The following is a 17,805-nucleotide window of genomic DNA, read 5'->3' as shown; positions in this document are numbered from 1 at the left end:
TGGAAAGTAACAGGATGGCCTTACCGTTTTTTAAGGAAATGAAGATTGGCGCCTATCTCGTGAAGCAGAAGCTCATGGGTCGGAAGCGCTATCCGCTTGTTCTGATGCTCGAACCATTGTTCCGCTGCAACCTCGCCTGCTCCGGCTGCGGCAAGATCGATTATCCAGATCCGATTTTGAATCGCCGTCTCTCGGTGCAGGAATGTCTCGACGCGGTCGACGAGTGCGGCGCCCCGATGGTGGCAATTCCGGGCGGCGAGCCGCTGATCCATCGCGACATCGGCGCCATCGTCAAAGGCATCGTGGCGCGCAAGAAGTTCGTCTCGCTGTGCACCAATGCGCTGCTGCTGGAGAAGAAGCTGCATCTGTTCGAGCCGTCGCCCTACCTGTTCTTCTCGGTGCATCTCGACGGCCTCAAGCATCATCACGACAAGTCGGTGTGCATGGAGGGCGGATTCGAGAAGGCGGTCGACGCCATCAAGGCTGCCAAGGCCAAAGGCTTCGCGGTCAACGTCAATGCCACGATCTTCGACGGCCATCCGGCCGAGGACATCGCCGCCTTTCTCGACCTCACCGAAGAGCTCGGGGTCGGCGTCTCGATCTCGCCGGGCTACGCCTACGAGCGCGCCCCTGACCAGGCGCACTTCCTCAACCGCACCAAGACCATGAAGCTGTTCCGCGACGTGTTCGCGCTGTGCAAGGGCAAGTAGTGGAATTTCATGCATTCCGGCCTGTTCCTGGATTTCCTCGCGGGCAACCAGGAATATGAATGCACCCCGTGGGGCATGCCGGCGCGCAACATCTTCGGCTGGCAGAAGCCCTGCTATCTGCTCGGTGAAGGCTACACCCAGACCTTCAAGGAATTGATGGATACGACCGACTGGGAAACCTACGGCACCGGCAAGTACGAAAAGTGCGCCGACTGCATGGCGCATTGCGGCTACGAGCCCACCGCGGCGGACGCTGCGATCAGCAATCCGTTCAAGGCAATGTGGGTGGCGATGCGCGGCGTGAAGACGACCGGCCCGATGGCCCCGGAAATCGACATGACCCAGCAGCGCCCGGCGCAGTACATCTTCTCGTCCGAAGTGCAGAAGCGCCTGTCCGACATCCGCAAGGAAGAAGCTGAAGCCGCCAAGGCCAAGCTCGAACGGAAGGCTTCGACCGCGGCGTAAGCCGATTGGTTGAAAAACGAAACGGGGCGCGATGAAAATCGCGCCCCGTTTGTTTGCGGCGGGCCTTCTTCTGGCGCCAGCCATGCGCCCCAATCCCACTTGCGGCTCACGCGCCTGGTAACCCTCGACGGGAGAGATGCTATCCAGCCGAGGAGTTCACACGCAGAAGGAGATGATCCAGGAGGTTCTTCGTAAATTGAGGTGCCTTCTCGATTTCGTTGGTGACGACCTTAAGCCTCCGCACCGCCCACTCGTCCGAGAGCTCGACCACCGCACAGCTTTCTTCGGAAAGGTTATTCTCCAGGACCCGCCGCGGTACCAACGCAACGCCGATATTATCGCGCGCAAGGCGAAGCACTGTCGCGAAATTATGGGCGTGTATTCTGATATTGAGTTGTTTTCCCATCCTGCCGCACGTCTGAGCCAAGAACTGGAAGTTGCTGCTCGCTCTCTGCATGCAGACAAAGTCGTAGTCAAGCGCCTCTTCGAGCTTGATCCGGCTTTGACGCGCAAGAGCGTGCTCGTGCGATACGGCCAATACCAGATGGTCCGTCGCGTAAGGAAAGACCTGCAGAGTTCCGGATTCGACATCGCTCGCGACGATTCCAAGATCGGCGGTACCATCGCCGACCGCCATGACAATTTCGTCGCTGCTGTGCTCCTCCAATTCGATATTGCACTGCCGGTTCGCCGAAAGGAAACTCGACAGATCTGCGGCAAGGAATCCGTTGAGTGAACTGCTGTTTGCGTGCAGTCGTATGCTTCCTCGGAGACCGTTCGCAAATCCGCTCATCTCGCTATGCATGCGTTCAAGTTCGCAGAACACCGTGATGACATGCCGCTGCAGGCTTTCTCCTGCAGCCGTAAGATTCATTCCCCGGGGCGTCCTCACGAAGAGCGCGGTTCCTACGAGGCGCTCCAGATTTTTAAGCCGATAGCTTGCAGATCCAGGCGATAGGTGTATCTGGGCAGCGCCTACGGACAGACTCGACGTCTCCGCAATTGCCCTGAACAGCTTCAAATCCACCAGATCGTACCGCATTGGCCGTTTCTTTGATCGCCCAGAGACGCTGCATTCTTGCTCGCCGGTGTATCCGAGCACAACCCTACCGTCACGCCCCGAATATGCAGCGCCGCTCCCATTTTACCTTCGAGTCTTTCACGCCATCTGAGGGCACAAGCATTCCAACCAGCCAAAGATGCCGTTCGGTTCTTTAGATTGGACTGAGAGCCCCCCGTCACGCAACGCTTCGCGACCAGATAGTGCGGAGCTAACAGCATGCAGAATTCTTTGGCAGGAGTGAAGGTGCTCGACCTCTCTCGCATCCTGGCGGGGCCATGGTGCTCGCAAAATCTTGCGGACCTCGGCGCCGAAGTCATCAAGGTCGAGGCGGTCGGTTCTGGAGACGATACCCGCGGATGGGGCCCCCCCTACATGACCTCCGAAGCGGGAGATCAGTTGTCCGCCTATTTCATCAGCTGCAACCGCGGAAAGCGTTCGATCGCTATCGATTTTTCGCAGGCTGCGGGACAGGATCTGGTCCGCCGCATGTGCTCCGGGTCGCACATCGTCATCGAGAATTTCAAATCCGGCTCCCTCGATAAATTCGGTCTCGATTATGCTTCCTTAAGAAGCCTGAACCCCGGACTGATTTACGCATCCATCACGGGATTCGGACAAGACGGCCCGCTCGCCGGACGCCCGGGATATGATTACGTCTTTCAGGGCATGGCCGGTTTCATGAGCTATACCGGCATTCCCGACGGTCATCCCGGCGCAGGCCCGCTTCGCGCCGGCGTCGCCATCAACGACATTGTCACGGGAATGTATGCGACCGTCGCAATCCTTGCGGCTCTCCGGAAGCAGGAAAAGACCGGCGAAGGCGAGCATATCGACCTTGCTTTGCTGGATGCCGCTGTCGCCCTCAACGCCAATCAGAATATGAATTACCTTCTTTCGGGTCAGCCTCCCACCCGGGGCGGAAATGCGCACCCCAACTGCGCACCTTACGAGGTCTTTCCCTGCAGCGATGGCTTCCTGATCCTGGCCATTGGCAATGACAGGCAATTTGCAAAGTTTTGCGTCATGGCTGGTCGTGACGAACTCGCCGACGATCTACGTTTTCGTACCAACCGGGATCGGATCGAAAACCTTTCCGCGCTGCGGGAGCACGTCACAGGGATTATGAATCAACGGACCAGAGAGGACTGGGGCAGACTGTTCGATGCGTCGGGTGTGCCGTGGGGACCGATCAGAGCGCTCGACGAGGTATTTCGCGATGAACAGGTCAAACATCGAGAGATCCTGCAAACCCTCCACCATCCCCGTATGGGCGAGATTCCGACGGTGCGAAATCCAATCGTATCCGCAGAAAGGTCTCTCCCCCCGCCTCTTCTCGGCGAACACACCGACGAGATCTTGCTGAGCCTCGGGATTTCAGAGGCCGACGTCGCAAGCCTCCGCGACCGGAACGTCGTGGCCTGACCTGGGCGACGACAGAACCTCCTCCTAGATGACTGGAACACACATGGAAATGTTAAACGACTTCTGCGGCGTCACGCGCGCAGACGGTGGCGTCGTCGAGATGACCATCTGCAACGCCGGCAAAGCGAACCTGCTCAACACGGTTGTCATGGACGGACTCATCGCGGGGATGGACGCCCTTGCACAAGAGACTACCATTCGGATCCTCATCCTGACATCGCCCGAAGATCGCACATTCATCGGCGGCGCCGATCTTCGCGAGATGGCTCAGCTCGAAAAGGATTCCGCTGAGCGCTTCATATCGAGATTGCGCGACCTCTGCGAAAGCGTGCGTCATTTTCCTGTGCCGGTGGTTGCCAGGATATCGGGGTGGTGTCTCGGCGGAGGCCTGGAGCTCGCTGCCGCCTGCGATATCCGCGTGGCGTCTAAAACGTCAAACTTCGCAATGCCGGAAGTGCAGGTCGGCATCCCCTCGGTCGTTCATGCGGCGCTGCTGCCACGTCTCATCGGCTGGGGTCGCGCGCGCTACATGATCCTGACAGGTGCCGTGATCGACGCCAATACCGCCCTATCATGGGGATTGGTTGACGTCGTCGTCCCCGCCAGCGAACTCGACCGGGAAATCGGCAAGGTTATCGAGCTGATCCTGAAGTCCGGATCGCAGGTCATGCGAGCGCAGAAGGAATTGCTTCGCCGTTGGGAAGACATGTCGCTCTCGGATTCAATCTCCGCCAGCATTTCGTATTTCGGCGATGCCTTCACGACCGGCGAACCAAAACATTTCATGGCCGACTTTTTCACGAAAAAGGCCGGATAGCCCTGCCCCGCACAGACCACGAGCTTGCGTCAAAAAACAAAACTCCAGGAGGACACTCACTTGAAAAACGCCGTTCATGCCTTTGCTATTCTTGCTCTCTGCGCATCCCCGTGTCTCGCAGACGATGCCGTTAAGATCGCCGTTATCGGCGACATGTCAGGACCGTACTCCGACCTTTCTGGTCCAGGATCGGTTGTGGCCGCCCGCCTCGCCATCGAAGACTTTGGAGGACAGGTCCTCGGGAAACCAATTACGATCATCAGCGGCGACGAACAGAACAAGCCTGACATTGCAGCCAATCTCGCCCGCCAGTTCTACGACCGGGATAACGTGACGGCGGTCGTCGATGGCGGCAGTTCGTCAACCGCTCTCGCGATTCAGTTTGTGTCCACGGAGCGCAAAAAGATCTTTCTGGTAAGCGGTGGAACCACGGCCGAGATCACGGGAAAGTCTTGCTCACCCTACAGCATTCACTGGCTTCCGGACACCCATGCGATTTCAACCGCGGCCACGCGCGCCGTGGTCGCCGGCGGCGGCACATCCTGGTTCTACATCACGGCGAACTACGTATTTGGCCAGGATCTCGAGAAATATTCGTCCGAAGTCGTCAAAGCCGCCGGAGGCACGGTCCTTGGAAGCGCCCGCGCACCGCTCAACACCGCAGATTTTTCGTCATTCCTGTTGCAGGCCCAAAGCTCGGGCGCCAATGTCATTGCGTTCGCGAACGCAGGTTCCGACACTCAAAATGCGATCAAGCAGGCGCAAGAGTTCGGCCTGGGGGGCCCCGGATCGAAGCTGAAAATCGTTGGCCTCGATATCTTCACCAGTGACATCCAGTCAATCGGGCTTCCCGCATCGCAAGGCGTGATCGGCGTCGCCGACTTCTACTGGGACATGGACGATACCACTCGCGCCTGGAGCAAGCGCTTCAAGGCCGTGCACGGAAAGATACCGACTTATTACCAGGCCGATTCCTATAGCGCCGTTTATCACTATCTCGCCGCCGTCAAGGCCGCCGGAACGACCGATCCTGACAAGGTATCGGCCATGATGTACGCGACGCCGCTGTCCGACCCTCTCCACAAGGGAGTGAAGATCCGCAAGGATGGCCGCGTCATGCAGCCTATCTACCTGATGGAAGTGAAGACACCGCAGGAGTCGAAGGGGCCGGACGACATCATGAAAGTCGTTTCCAAGATCGCAGCGGAAGACGCGTTCATCCCTCTCGAACAGACCGGCTGCCAACGGGCTCTGAACTGATCCAATCTCGCGGGCGGATTCGATCCGCGAAGCGACTCACTCCCCTCGGCTTCCGGGACAGGCCGAAAATGTGGCAACATCGTCGCTCGTGACGATGTTGTCACAAGGCGGAAGAGCGCCCCACCGCATCTGATCTGAAGAGTTTCAGACTTCCGCGGCGACCAGGCCGGTCTTGCCGCGGAAGAAGCTGCGGCAGTCGCGCAGGCTGCGCAGGGCGCGGTTGAAATCGCGACCGGTCGAGACCAGCGCGCGGATCACCAGGGGATTGCGGACGATGCCGCGCATCACCTTGCTGATGTCGATGTCGCCATTCGGCTTGATCGCGGTGGTCGCCAGTTCCGGCAATGCGCGGTGGGCGGGATCGGAGACGACGCGCAGCGCGGCGAAGGGCAAACCGGCCTCGGCGGCATAGGCGGCGGCAATGTGGCTTTCCATATCGACAGCGGCAGCTCCGGTGCCGGAGCGCAGCGAGGCCTTGCCGACCTGGCCGGTCACAACCTTCTCGACGCCAGCGAGGCCGCCGCGGAACACCTTCTGGCCGATCCCGGCCCCGGCGATCAACTCCTCGCTCAGCGTCTCGGAGGTCTTCCAGCAGCTATTGCCGGCCATCACTTCGGTGGCGACCACGACGGCGCCGGATTTCAACTGCGGGTCGAGGCCGCCGGCGACGCCGAACGAGATCACGCCGCGAATGGTGGTGGGGTCGAAACCGGCCAGCAAGGCGCGGAGCTGGGCGGGGTCGCTGGAGCTGCAGATGACGGTCATGCCGGGACCGGATGCGATCTTGGCTTCCTGAACCAGTCCCGTGACGATCAATACCGGCCGCGGGTCCATCGAAGCGCCCGCAGTCGCAATGCCCCCAGCCATCAAAATCACATCCCGACCCTTACCGTCTTGCTGTTGGTGCTCTTCAGATTGCGGAACCGGGCCAGCGCCCAGAGCGGGAAGAACTTCGCGTAGCCATGGTAACGCAGATAAAATACGCGCGGAAAGCCCGTAGCGGTGTAGCGGGCCTCATCCCACAGGCCTTTTTCGGTCTGTGTGACCATTAGGTATCGCATTCCCCGCTCCACGGCCGGATTTGTCACCTCGCCGGCCGCCATCAGGGCAAGCAAGGCCCATGCCGTCTGCGACGCGGTGGTCGGGGCTGATTCGAATCCCTTGTAATCGAGCCGATAACTGGCGGCGTCCTCGCCCCAGCCGCCATCGGTGTTCTGGATTGACAGCAGCCAGGCCACCGCCTTGCGCATCATCGGGTCCTGGTGGTCGATCCCGGCGGCGTTGAGGGCGCACAGCACCGACCAGGTGCCGTAGATGTAGTTCAGGCCCCAGCGGCCGTACCAGGAGCCCTCGGCGAGCTGGGTGCGGCGAAGGTATTCGACGCCGTCGGCCATCGGCTTGCTGGTCTGCGCGGTTTCGCCGAGCTGTGCCAACAGCGAGACGCAGCGCGCCGTGACGTCCTCGGTCGGCGGGTCGAGCAGCGCGCCGTGATCCGAAAACGGGATGTGGTTGAGATAGTATTCGAGGTTGTCGACATCGAACGCCGCAAAGCCGCCGTCGCGGCTCTGCATGCCCTCGATCCATTCGCGGCCGCGGTCGATCGCGGTGTCGTAATCCTTGATGCCTGCGTGCTTGCGCGCGCGGTCCATCGCCATCATCACCACGGCGGTATCGTCGAGATCCGGGTAATGCGCGTTGTTGTACTGGAATGCCCAGCCGCCCGGACGCAGATCGGGCCGCTTCACCGCCCAGTCGCCCTTGACGTCCAATACCTGCCTAGGCACCAGCCAGTCGAGCCCGCCCTTGGCGGCGTTGAAGGCATCGTCGCCGCCGGCCTCCAGCATCGCGTGCGCGGCCAGCGAAGTGTCCCACACCGGCGAGACGCAAGGCTGGCAATAGGCCTCCACGTCGCCGATCACCAGCAGCTTGTCGATACCACGGCGGGTAACGGCCCGCGGCGGATAGTCCGCCGGAAAACCCAGCACCTCGTACATCATCACGGTATTGGCCATCGGCGGATAGATCGCGCCGAGCCCATCTTCGCCGTTCAACCGCTCCTCGACAAAGGCCACAGCCTTGTCGATCGCGCGCTGACGCAGCCGCTTCGGAAAAAACGGATCGGCGGCGCGCAACACGATGTCGATGCCGGTGAAGAACGCGAACAGCGCACGGCTCTGATGCGGCGCGCGCGCGGTGCGGCCGATCAGTTTCGGATCCTGCAGGAACAATTCGCGGATATCGATCTCGCCTAGATTTTGCGCGCGCGGTTTTTTCGCCGCCAGCACCATCAACGGCACGATGGTGGTGCGCGCCCAGTACGACATCTTGTTGAGATGGAAGGGAAACCAGAACGGCAGGAGCATGATCTCGACCGGCAGGACCGGCACGCTCTTCCAGGTCAGCACGCCGAACATCGACAGCATGAAGCGCGTGAACACGTTGCTGTGGATCGCGCCGCCGCGCGAGCGGATCGCCTCGCGCGCTTTCGCCATGCACGGCGCGTTGGGATCCTCACCCATCATCTTCAGCGCGAAGTAGGCCTTCACGCTGGCGCTCATGTCGAACGGACCATCCTGCACCAGCGCCCAACCGCCATGCGTGCCCTGCGTACGGCGGATGTAGTTGCTGATCTTGCGTTCCAGCTCGTGATCGACCGGCTCGGCAAGATAGTGCCGCAGCAGCACATATTCGGCGGGAATCGTGACGTCGGCCTCGAGCTCGAACACCCAGTGGCCATCGGCCTGCCGGAAGCCGAGCAGGCCCTGCCGTGCCGCAGCGATGCTGTTTTCCAGCGCCGCATGTTCGACGGAGACCTCCGGACGGTCGGAATGCATCTGGTTCGGCATGTTGTGTACTCGTCGTAAACTAGGTGGTTACGCCTGCGGCATCGCCAGCACGAGATCGGCGGCGCGGTCGCCGGAGCGCACCGAGCCCTCGATGGTCGCCGGCAGGCCGGTATCGGTCCAGTCGCCGGCAAGGAACAGGTTCTTGAACTTCGTCACCGGGCTCGGCCGTTGCGCGTTCTGCTCCGGCGTCGCCTCGAAGGTGGCTCGGCGTTCGCGCACGATCTGCCACGACGGCAGTTCGGCGGTGATACCGGCGGCCTTGCAGATCTCGTCCCAGATTTCCTGTGCCAGCTGCTCGCGCGGCACGTCGATCAACCGGTCGGCATTGCTGATGGTGATCGAGAGCCGTTGCGGAAACGCGAACAGCCATTCGATCACGCCGCCGACCACGCCCGTCAGGTCCGGCAGACCGGCCGGCGGATCATAGCGGAAATGCGCATTGACGATGGCGCGGTACTTGGTCGGTGTCTTCAGGCCGGGCAACATCGATGCCGCCGCGCGCGGCGGCACCGCCATCACGACGACGTCGTCGGGGCCCAGGATCACGGCATCATCGGTGCCGAAATTCAGCACGCCAACGCGCTCGCCATTCATCGTGAAGCCACGCAGCTCGTGGCCGAAATGGATGCCGGCGCCCTTGCCGCGCAACAGCTCGATCGCGGGCTCGACCAGCACGGCGCTGAGGCCGTCACGCGCGATCAGCGGCCGGCAGGCATGGCCGCCGGCAAGCAGCGTCTCGCGCACGATCGCGCCCGCAAGGCCGGCAGAGCCTTCCGGCGGCTCGACGTTGAGTGCGGCAAGCAGCAACGGCTGCACCAGCCGATCGTACAACATGCCCTTGCAGGGGATGACGTCGCCTACCAGCTGGCTTGGCTTGGCCCAGATCAGCGGCGCCAAAGCGAGGTAATCGCGGATGCGGGTGTCGGGCACGCGGCGGTTCTTGTCGAACAGCCACGTCGGGATCCGTCCATTGCCTAGATCAAGCTGCCAGTGCTTGCCGGTCTTGATATCGAAGAACGGAAATTGCGCGCGCGCAGGCCCGACCAGACCGGCCTCGGCGCCGATCGACTTCGCATAGGCAACGGCGTGATGATTGCCCGACAGCATCAAATGGTTGCCGTTGTCGATCACCAGTTGCGTCTGCGCGTCGAAGTACGAGCGGCAGCGGCCGCCGGCCTGCTGCGTGGCTTCGTGGACGTGCACCTGGAATCCGGCGTTGACGAGCCGAACCGCGGCGGCCAGCCCGGAAATTCCGGCGCCGATGATGTGAGCTGTCTTTGTCATCAGATGATGCCGTATCGCAACAGGATGGCGATCTTCGAGGCCCGGCCGAGACGGACCGGATCGCGAGGCAGCGCAAAGCCGCGCACCACCAGCAATTCGAGAATCCTGCGATAGTATTTCGACATGATACGTGGCGCCCTGACCGTGCTGCGCCTGTTGCGAGCCATGATCTCGTCGGACTTGTCGTAATGCGCCCGCGCGCGCGCCACCAAAGGCACACAGACTTTCGGCAGCGCCGGGCTTGCGATCACGGTATCCGGATCGTTCGAGGTAATGCCGGCGTGAAACAGAATTTCGCGCGGCAGATAGAGCCGGCCGATGCCGGCGTCCTCGTCGATATCGCGCAGGATGTTGGTGAGCTGCAGCGCGCGACCCAGATGATGCGCGAGCAGGATACCGTCGTCGTCCGGCAGACCGAACACCTTGACCGAGAGCCGGCCGACGGCGCTGGCGACGCGGTCGCAATACAAATCGAGCGTGGCATCATCCGGCGCGCGAATGTCGGCCGGCACGTCCATTTCCATGCCATCGATGACGGCGAGGAAATCCTCGCGCCGCATCCCGAACTGCGCAACCGGTTCGGCATAGGACTTCACCCGCGCCGGCGGCTGGCCGGCATAGAGTGCATCGATATCTTCGCGCCACTGCTGCAAGGCTTCGAGGCGTTCGTCGCGCGGCCCGTCGGAATCGGCGATGTCGTCGACCTGACGGCAGAAGCTGTAGATCTGGAACATGGCGTCGCGCTGCACGCGCGGAAGGATCCGCATCGCCGCGTAGAACGAACTGCCGACTGCAATTCCTTCAGCTTGATTCCGGGCCTCGTCGCGGGCCTCTTCGATATTTGCTGCACTGGTCATGAGGTCATGTGCCCGGTGTGGAGCGCGACAACGCCGCGCTGCCGGTGGCGCGGCGCCACAACCCGCCGAACAGGCTGCTGAGGCCGTAGCCGACCAGCTCCATTTTCGACAGATGAACGCGCTCACTGAGCGGATCGCGCACCTTCAGGAGTTTGAGGATTTCGCGGGCATAGGTGTCGATCACCGAAATCTCGCAGCCCAGCCGGATGTCGGCGACCTGTACCGCCAGCAGGTCGCTTTCGCGCAACAGTGCGTCGGTCTTGTCGGCCAGTTCGCGGATGCAGGACAGCAGTGCCGGCGTCGCCTTGGTCTGCTTGAGATCAGCGTGCGTCGCGCCAAAGCGCGCCAGCGTGTCGTCGGGAATGTAGACGCGATCAAGCTCGCGATAGTCCTCGCCGCAATCCTGCAGATGGTTGTTGATCTGCAGCGCCGCGCACAGCGCATCCGAGGCGGGCCAGGTGGCTTTGCTCTCGCCGTGGACGTCGAGCATGAAGCGCCCGACCGGCATCGCCGAATACGAACAATAGTGGATCAGTTCGTCCCAGTTGCCGTAGCGGCGGCGATTGACGTCCATCCGGAACGCAATGAGCACGTCCTGGGCATGGCGCGGCGGCATGCCGCGCTCGGCCAGAGCGGCGCGCAACACAACACCCTCGCGCTGGGCATCGCCCTGCCCCAGCAGGTTGGCTTCCAGTTCATCGAGCAAAGCCAGCTTGGCGGGGGCATCGAGCACCGCGTGGTCGGCAATGTCGTCAGCCGTGCGGACAAAATTGTAGAAGGCGAGAATCAGCGCCCGATGGCGCGGATGGATGATCCACGACGCAACCGGGAAATTCTCGTCCTTGTGGGTTTTACCAGATCGCAGGTCGCTCGCAGGGGTCATTCAGAACTGGCTACATTGATGGCAACAGGGATGGCCCGCCCACGACCAAGCCGAAAGTTCCGGCCGGCGGGTCGGTTGCGAGCCCCCATATAGGGGAAATCGGCAAGTTAAACCAATGCCAAACTGCCGGTTTCGCGCCCGATCCGGAGGCGAAACACGTTTAGGGGCCCGCAGCGGCCAGCCCCGAGCCCCGCTTGATCGATTTACAGGCTTACTGGCCGTGGCTGATCAATACGTCGCCGCAGGCCTTGGTCAGCTTGGGGCGGTTTTCCTTCAGGCAGGACAGGATCACGAGATCGCCCTGATCCATCAGCTTGCGGCAGAACTTCTGCACGTCGCGCGAGCAGGCCTTCTGCTCGGCATCGGTGCCGCTGTGCTGCGCCAGTGCGCCCGTCGAGGCGGACACGGAAAGCACGGACAGGACCAAGAAAAATTTACGCATTGTCTTCCTTCAGTGTGATGACCGATTCAGCTGCCCGCTGCATAGCATAGGCGGCCCCTTCCGCGTCACCGGTTGAGCCTTATCTTCAGGCACTTAAGTGGATTTAACCGCGAGGGATGCAAACCGGACACAGCGTGCCCAAGGACCAGAGAAGTCCCGACAAATGCGGCCAAAACGCGCCGCCACGGGCATTCGATACAGGGGGCAGCTATGCCGATATGTCGGCTTTTCGGGACTGTGACAAGAGATCGCCGCCGTGCGGTCAATGAGGTGCCCGGCGGGCCCATCACGGAATTTTCGACTGACGGGTGGTGGCCCGGCACTTCCACAATCTGCGCAGCATACTTAGCTACGTTGAACCTTAAGGTTTGAAGCGACACTCAACTTTCGATACCGCGCGATGCCGTTAGGGCGACGGCGCCATTGGTGGGAAAAGCAATATGAACCGGTTTGCCTCGAATTTTTCCGGAAATACGATCAAGGCCATTGGCATCGCCGCAGTGCTGATGCTCTCGGCATCGGCGAGCCACGCCCAGTCCGGCCCGTTCGTGGGATTTGACGGTTCCTGGAATGGCATCGGCACGGTGTCATTGTCGGACGGCACGTCCGAGCGAATTCGCTGCCGGGCCACCTACAAGGTCGACGGCGGCACCGCGCTCGCGCAGACGCTGCGCTGCGCCAGCGACAGCTACAAGTTTGATCTCAGCAGCAAGGTCACCAGCCAGGGCAACAACGTGTCCGGCAGTTGGAGCGAAGCCAGCCGAGGCATTTACGGCAACCTCAACGGCCGTGCCGGCGGCGGCCAGATCGACGTCTTCGTCGAAGCCGCGGGCTTCGCTGCCAACATCACGCTGACGACGCGCGGCAACAAGCAGTCGGTATCGATCGAGTCCAAGGGTGAAATCCGCGCCGTGCAGATCAGCATGGTCAAGGGCTGAGACCTTAACTCCGCAATCCCGGCTACTCCGCCGGCTTCACCAGCACCGAAGAGCCGGTGAGCTTCTGTTGCAGCTTGATCAACCACATCGCGGTCGGGCGCAGGATGAACAGGTCCGCGACCAGCGCCGCGACCATCGAGAACGCGCTGAGCCAACCGAACAGCCGCAGCGACGGCAGGTCCGAAAACACCGTAACGACGAGGCCGCAGGCCAGCACCACGGTGGTCAGGATCAACGCCGGGCCGACCAGTACCGTAGCGCGCTCCACCGCGACCGCCGGATCGGTGCCGGGCGTATCCTCCAGCCTGAGACGGTTGAGGAAGTGGATGGTAGCGCTGAGACCGAGGCCGAACGACACCGTCAGCGCCACCACGCTGGCGAATTGCAGTCCCTCCCCCAAGAACCAGAGCACCGTGCCGGACAGCACCACCGGGAAAATGCCCGGCAGGATGCAGGCCAGCATCACCACCCAGGAGCGGAACGCGAGGCCGATGAAGATCGCAACCAGCGCGAATTCGATGGTGAGGCCGTGGTTCAGCTTCTCGATCATGCCGGCCGAGTTACGCGCGGCAATGGCTGACAGGCCGGTGACGGCGATCTCATAGCCGGGATGCTTGGCGCGAACCGACTGCAGCAGGCCATCGAGCTTGTCGACCACCGGCAGGATCTGGCTCGAATCCAGATCCGGCACGCGGCCGGAAACCACCACCGCGGTCTGGTCCGCCGAGATGAAGCGGCGCGCCAGATGTTCGGGAATGACGTCGACATATTCCTTCAACGTTGCGACGTCGGTGGCGCCGGCCTTCTCGGCGAGCCAGCGGCGCAGCGTTTCCAGCGACCAGACATTGCCGACACCGGCCTGTTTCTCGACCAGCGAATGCACGTCGGCGATGGTCGCCAGCGTTTCCGGCGAATAAAGGTCCTGCCCCTTGGGGAATTCGATCAGGACGTCGATCGGGTTGGCGCCGGTCAGCTTGGCGTCGAGCCGGCTTGAGGCGGCGACCGCCTGCTCCTTGTCCGGCACCTGGTCGGCGAGACGATAGCGCGGCTCGAGATTGGCGTAGACGACCGCAAGGCCACCCACGACGATCACCGAGATCAGGCTGAACAGGCCGGGACGCCCAACCATGCGCACCGCGATCCAGTAGCAGAAGTTGCGCAAGGCGGTGACGCCGGAATCGGCCTTCTGGAACTTGGCGGCGAACTTCTCCTCGTTGCGTACCAGCAGCACGCCGAACACCGGCACCAAAGAGAGCACCGCAACCAGCGCGATGATGGTGGCGGCAAGGCCCGCTTCGCCGAAGGCGCGGATCAGGTCGGAATCGGAAAACTGCAGCGCCAGAAAGGAAATGCCGGCGGTGGCATGCGTCAGCACGCAGGCCGGGCCGACGACCAGCACGGCGTTCCTGAACGCGGAATACTTGTCCTCACCGGCAATCAGCCGGTCGCGCGCGGCAAAAGTGAGCTGCATCGAATCCGAGAAACTGATCACCATGATCAGCGGGGTCATCACGTTGAGGAACATGTTGAGGCTGAAGCCGGCCCAACCAAGCGCGCCCAGCGCCAGCAGGATCGCCAGCAGCGGCGGGAACGCCGCCACGATCATGAACGAGATTTTGCGGAAGAAGATGATCGCGATCAGGCAGCCGGCCAGAATGCCGGCGACGTTGTAGATCAGACCGTCGCGCTCGACCGCATTGCGGATCTCGAGCTGCATCACCGGCACGCCCGAGAGCTGCTTGGTGAGATTGCTGTCCGCCAGATCGTCATTCATGATCTTGCGAATCTCGCCGATCACCGTGGTGAGCTTGTTGTTGCTGACCACTGCGGGATCGAGCGACAGCACCACCAGCGCCAGCGTGCCATCTTCGGAAAGAAGCTTGCCGCGGATCAGCTCATTGGTCTTCACGGTCTCGATGAACTTGTCGTAGGCGGCGCCCTCGGGCAGTTCAGCGGGAAAAAGCGCCGCGGGCAACTTGCCCGGCGTCGGGGTCTGCCGCGCCGAGAACAGCGAGATCAGGCCGCGGGTGCCGTCGACCAGTTGCAGGTCGGTGACGAGGTCGCGAATTTTTTCCAGGTTGTCGCGCGCCAGCAGCGTCTTGCCCTCGACCACGACCAGCACGTCGAACTCGCTGGACGGAAAGCGTTTCGTCACTTCCTCGTACTGGCGGTATTCCTTGGAGTTGGAACGAAACAGCTGGCTCAGCGAATCGTCGATCTTGATGCGCTGGATGCCGAACACCGCGGCGATCACCAGCGCCAGCAGGATCAGGCATGATACCACCGGCGCCTTGACGGCAATCAGACCAAGCCGCTCCAGGCCGAAGGCGATGCTGACAGGTCGTTTTCCCAGCTTCTTGATATCGGTGTCGTGGGAACTCTTGTCGTGCATCGTCTGTCCAGTTCTGTCGAAGACGGCGTCGCATCGCACACCTCCGGGGCATCAATGAGGCCAAGATAGACGCGGCCGAGCGGCTCTAGTCCTTGAAAGCATGCAATAATTCTGTGACGCGCAAATGTAGCAGATCCGTATGATACCTCACAAGGCAGGGGCAAGGACGAAGCGCTGCGTTTCAGTTCACAAGAGCGATAACAACGTCGTCATGGCGAGGAGCGAGAGGTTAGCCCGGCGCGATGGCCATCGCCCGCAACCCGCTCTCATCCTTCAGCGAGACGCCGGTGACGCCGCGGGACAGGCCTTCGCCAGCGAGCCAGGCAATCTTTACCGCCGCTTCGTCATAACTGAGCCCGGCGGACTGGACGTTCGAGACGCAGTTGCGCTCTGCGTCGGTCAGGCCGGGCTTCGGGTGGAGCGTGATGTAGGCGCCGAGGCTGTGAGGGGCGGAGAGCCCCGGCCGTTCACCGATCAGCAGGACGGTCATCCGCGTCTTCATGAGCGCGCCGATCTCGTCGCCGAGCGCGACACGCGCGCCGCTGGCGATCACCACCGGGCCGATACGCAGGCCGGCGAGCTTCGGCAACAGTGCCTTGACGAGCCCGACCACATGCGCGTTGACGGCCGCCGGCGACAGACCGTCACCAATCACCAGCACGATGTCGCACGGCGTGGCGTCGCGCTGCACCAGCAACAATTGCGATTCGGCATCGAGCTTGCGGCCGAGATCGGGGCGCTTCAGGTAATCCGCACGCGCCAGCGCCTGGCTTGAAACAGCGAGCGTCGGCAGGCCCAGCCCGGATAGCGCCGTGGCGATCGCTCCCACATCGAACGACGAATGCACGGCGTCGCGGGCGCGGGCGTGATCCAGCGTGAAGTCGAGCAGCGCCTGCGTCGTCAGGCTGGCGCCGGAGCGGCCGAGCCCGACGCGCGCCGGCGTCAGGGCGCGCAATTCCGCAATGCTTCGTCGCGGCGCCGCCATATCGCTGTTGCCGTTCATGACGGCGCCCTGCTGGTCCGTCATTCCGCCGGGACCGCGTCCGGCATCTTCATCGAATAGTACGACGCGCTGGTAGTGCCCTGCGAGGCATCGCGCGAGAACATGATGAGATGCTGCGCAACCATGATCGAGGAGATCAGGTACTCGATCTCGCCCCTAGCCAGCCGGCGCAAGGCGAACTTCCAGAACGCCGCCTTGTAGTCGCCGAGCACGCCAACCTTCCAGAAGATGTTGCGCAGCATGATCAGGCCCATCCGGATGTTCTTCCAGGAAGCCTGCTGCCTGGTGCGCGGCATGATGCGGTTCGGATAGGTCTTGGTGATCTGGTATTCGTAGCGGTCGAGCAGTTTCTGCGGCTGATAGGCGGCGCCCATGCACGCCCGCCAGGACCGCACCACGTCGTCATAGGGCAGCAAGAAATCGACGTTAGAATCGCGGCCCTCTTCTTCGTTGAGCCGGTTGGCCTTCTTGAGACGGTCCCACAACGGCGTCTGCGGCAGCGCCTGCAGCAGGTTGATGGTGAGCAGCGGAATCTGCGACGCATCGACGAAATCGAGCAGCGCCTGCCCGGTCTCCGGCCTGTCGGTGTCGAGGCCGAGGATGATACCGGATACCACCTCCATGCCAAAACTGTTCAGCACCTCGATCGACTCCATAATCGGCAGGACCATGTTGTGGTCCTTCTTCATCGCCTTGAGGGCAACCGGATCGGGCGTCTCGATGCCGCAGAAGATGGTGCCGAACAGCGAATCGCGCATCAAGGCCAGGATCTCCGGGCGCTTGGCGATGTTCAGCGTGGCCTCGCAGGAGAGCCGCAACACGTAGCCGGTCTTCTTCTGCCATTCGACCAGATGCGGCAGCAGGTCGAGCGCAGCCTTGCGGTTGCCGATGAAATTGTCATCGACGAAATACACCGAACCCATGATGCCGCATTCGAGCAGCTTGTCGAGCTCGGCGGTGATCTGCTCCGGCGACTTCAGCCGCGGATTGCGGCCATACAGGCCGGGAATGTCGCAGAACTCGCACTGATAGGGACAGCCCGAGGAATACTGAATGCTGCCGAGAAAGTAACGCGGAATGTCGGCGAGCTCGTAGGCCGGAATCGGAAACTTGGTCATGTCGAGACGGTCGGCGGTCTTGAGCACCACCTGCCGGTCCGGGCGCCTGGTATCCGCGGCGAGGATGTCGATCAGCTGATCTGTGGCGTCGCCGAGCTCACCACAATGGAGGTAATCGAACGAAGGATAGTATTCCGGGCACGAGCTGACCGAAGGCCCGCCAATCGCCACTGGCAAATCATAGCCATGGGCGCGATGGCAGATTTCGTTCATCTGCGAACGCTGAATATGCATGCCGCTGACGAACACGGCTTCGGCCCAAAGGAAATCGGCCGGCGTGGCCAGCTTCATGTTCTCGTCGATAA

General features: G+C 61.9%; 14 protein-coding genes and 1 pseudogene. 5 read left to right on the top strand and 10 right to left on the bottom strand.

Going from position 1 to position 17,805, the window contains the following annotated elements:
- Positions 1-14 precede the first annotated feature (14 nt).
- Positions 15-1,175 (top strand): annotated as a pseudogene (gene hpnH / locus JWQ24_RS05560) (adenosyl-hopene transferase HpnH).
- A gap of 139 nt (positions 1,176-1,314) precedes the next feature.
- Here hpnH and JWQ24_RS05555 read toward each other — a convergent pair.
- Positions 1,315-2,217: a LysR substrate-binding domain-containing protein gene (locus JWQ24_RS05555; protein WP_299805403.1), complete on the bottom strand. Its 903-nt coding sequence runs from the start codon at positions 2,215-2,217 to the stop codon at positions 1,315-1,317.
- 237 nt (positions 2,218-2,454) lie between these two features.
- On the opposite strand from JWQ24_RS05555, the gene JWQ24_RS05550 reads away from it, so the two are divergent.
- From JWQ24_RS05550 to JWQ24_RS05540, 3 genes are read left to right on the top strand one after another with little or no spacing between them, the layout of a single operon-like run.
- Complete coding sequence (locus JWQ24_RS05550; RefSeq protein ID WP_299805400.1) at positions 2,455-3,660, top strand: CaiB/BaiF CoA-transferase family protein; 1,206 nt, start codon at positions 2,455-2,457, stop codon at positions 3,658-3,660.
- A 43-nt stretch (positions 3,661-3,703) separates the two neighbouring features.
- Positions 3,704-4,477, top strand: coding sequence for an enoyl-CoA hydratase (locus tag JWQ24_RS05545; RefSeq protein WP_299805399.1), 774 nt, complete (start codon positions 3,704-3,706; stop codon positions 4,475-4,477).
- Positions 4,478-4,537: 60 nt separating this feature from the next.
- A complete protein-coding gene (locus tag JWQ24_RS05540) occupies positions 4,538-5,737 on the top strand; it encodes an ABC transporter substrate-binding protein (RefSeq protein ID WP_299805397.1) in 1,200 nt (399 codons plus the stop codon).
- A 144-nt stretch (positions 5,738-5,881) separates the two neighbouring features.
- Here JWQ24_RS05540 and JWQ24_RS05535 read toward each other — a convergent pair whose 3' ends face one another.
- From JWQ24_RS05535 to JWQ24_RS05510, 6 genes are all read right to left on the bottom strand, one after another.
- Entirely contained in the window at positions 5,882-6,604 is a 723-nt protein-coding gene (locus JWQ24_RS05535; protein ID WP_299805395.1) for a phosphorylase, read from the bottom strand.
- Between the two features lie 5 nt (positions 6,605-6,609).
- Entirely contained in the window at positions 6,610-8,583 is a 1,974-nt protein-coding gene (gene shc, locus JWQ24_RS05530; protein WP_299805393.1) for a squalene--hopene cyclase, read from the bottom strand.
- A gap of 27 nt (positions 8,584-8,610) precedes the next feature.
- Positions 8,611-9,867, bottom strand: coding sequence for a hydroxysqualene dehydroxylase HpnE (gene hpnE, locus JWQ24_RS05525; RefSeq protein WP_299805391.1), 1,257 nt, complete (start codon positions 9,865-9,867; stop codon positions 8,611-8,613).
- Positions 9,867-10,724, bottom strand: a complete 858-nt coding sequence (hpnD, locus tag JWQ24_RS05520) for a presqualene diphosphate synthase HpnD (protein WP_299805389.1) — start codon at positions 10,722-10,724, stop codon at positions 9,867-9,869. The genes hpnE and hpnD overlap by 1 nt, the downstream gene beginning before the upstream one ends.
- A 4-nt stretch (positions 10,725-10,728) precedes the next feature.
- The gene (gene hpnC / locus JWQ24_RS05515; RefSeq protein WP_299805386.1) at positions 10,729-11,607 is read right to left on the bottom strand and encodes a squalene synthase HpnC; all 879 of its coding nucleotides are present in this window, start codon (positions 11,605-11,607) and stop codon (positions 10,729-10,731) included.
- 211 nt (positions 11,608-11,818) lie between these two features.
- Positions 11,819-12,049: a cysteine rich repeat-containing protein gene (locus JWQ24_RS05510; RefSeq protein WP_299805383.1), complete on the bottom strand. Its 231-nt coding sequence runs from the start codon at positions 12,047-12,049 to the stop codon at positions 11,819-11,821.
- A 440-nt stretch (positions 12,050-12,489) separates the two neighbouring features.
- Between JWQ24_RS05510 and JWQ24_RS05505 the strand changes: the two genes are divergently transcribed.
- Positions 12,490-12,987: a hypothetical protein gene (locus tag JWQ24_RS05505; RefSeq protein ID WP_299805380.1), complete on the top strand. Its 498-nt coding sequence runs from the start codon at positions 12,490-12,492 to the stop codon at positions 12,985-12,987.
- Between the two features lie 22 nt (positions 12,988-13,009).
- Here JWQ24_RS05505 and JWQ24_RS05500 read toward each other — a convergent pair whose 3' ends face one another.
- The 3 genes from JWQ24_RS05500 to JWQ24_RS05490 form a co-directional block, all read right to left on the bottom strand.
- Positions 13,010-15,379: an MMPL family transporter gene (locus tag JWQ24_RS05500; protein ID WP_299805377.1), complete on the bottom strand. Its 2,370-nt coding sequence runs from the start codon at positions 15,377-15,379 to the stop codon at positions 13,010-13,012.
- Between the two features lie 229 nt (positions 15,380-15,608).
- A complete protein-coding gene (eutC, locus tag JWQ24_RS05495) occupies positions 15,609-16,382 on the bottom strand; it encodes an ethanolamine ammonia-lyase subunit EutC (RefSeq protein WP_299805375.1) in 774 nt (257 codons plus the stop codon).
- Between the two features lie 20 nt (positions 16,383-16,402).
- Positions 16,403-17,805, bottom strand: a 1,403-nt coding sequence (locus tag JWQ24_RS05490; RefSeq protein ID WP_299805373.1) for a B12-binding domain-containing radical SAM protein, incomplete at its 5' end; no start/stop codon positions are given.

The sequence above is a fragment of the Tardiphaga sp. genome, from assembly GCF_028290495.1.
Lineage (GTDB): Bacteria > Pseudomonadota > Alphaproteobacteria > Rhizobiales > Xanthobacteraceae > Tardiphaga.
The sequence above is the reverse complement of the archived record's forward strand: the minus strand, read 5'-3'. Positions and strand labels throughout refer to the sequence as shown.

What these genes read in the sequence shown, in the direction of transcription:
- JWQ24_RS05555 (WP_299805403.1), bottom strand. Translation starts at nt 2,217, where the DNA reads ATGCGGTACGATCTGGTGGATTTGAAGCTGTTCAGGGCAATTGCGGAG.
- JWQ24_RS05550 (WP_299805400.1), top strand. Translation starts at nt 2,455, where the DNA reads ATGCAGAATTCTTTGGCAGGAGTGAAGGTGCTCGACCTCTCTCGCATC.
- JWQ24_RS05545 (WP_299805399.1), top strand. Translation starts at nt 3,704, where the DNA reads ATGGAAATGTTAAACGACTTCTGCGGCGTCACGCGCGCAGACGGTGGC.
- JWQ24_RS05535 (WP_299805395.1), bottom strand. Translation starts at nt 6,604, where the DNA reads ATGGCTGGGGGCATTGCGACTGCGGGCGCTTCGATGGACCCGCGGCCG.
- shc (WP_299805393.1), bottom strand. Translation starts at nt 8,583, where the DNA reads ATGCCGAACCAGATGCATTCCGACCGTCCGGAGGTCTCCGTCGAACAT.
- hpnE (WP_299805391.1), bottom strand. Translation starts at nt 9,867, where the DNA reads ATGACAAAGACAGCTCACATCATCGGCGCCGGAATTTCCGGGCTGGCC.
- hpnD (WP_299805389.1), bottom strand. Translation starts at nt 10,724, where the DNA reads ATGACCAGTGCAGCAAATATCGAAGAGGCCCGCGACGAGGCCCGGAAT.
- hpnC (WP_299805386.1), bottom strand. Translation starts at nt 11,607, where the DNA reads ATGACCCCTGCGAGCGACCTGCGATCTGGTAAAACCCACAAGGACGAG.
- JWQ24_RS05510 (WP_299805383.1), bottom strand. Translation starts at nt 12,049, where the DNA reads ATGCGTAAATTTTTCTTGGTCCTGTCCGTGCTTTCCGTGTCCGCCTCG.
- JWQ24_RS05505 (WP_299805380.1), top strand. Translation starts at nt 12,490, where the DNA reads ATGAACCGGTTTGCCTCGAATTTTTCCGGAAATACGATCAAGGCCATT.
- JWQ24_RS05500 (WP_299805377.1), bottom strand. Translation starts at nt 15,379, where the DNA reads ATGCACGACAAGAGTTCCCACGACACCGATATCAAGAAGCTGGGAAAA.
- eutC (WP_299805375.1), bottom strand. Translation starts at nt 16,382, where the DNA reads ATGAACGGCAACAGCGATATGGCGGCGCCGCGACGAAGCATTGCGGAA.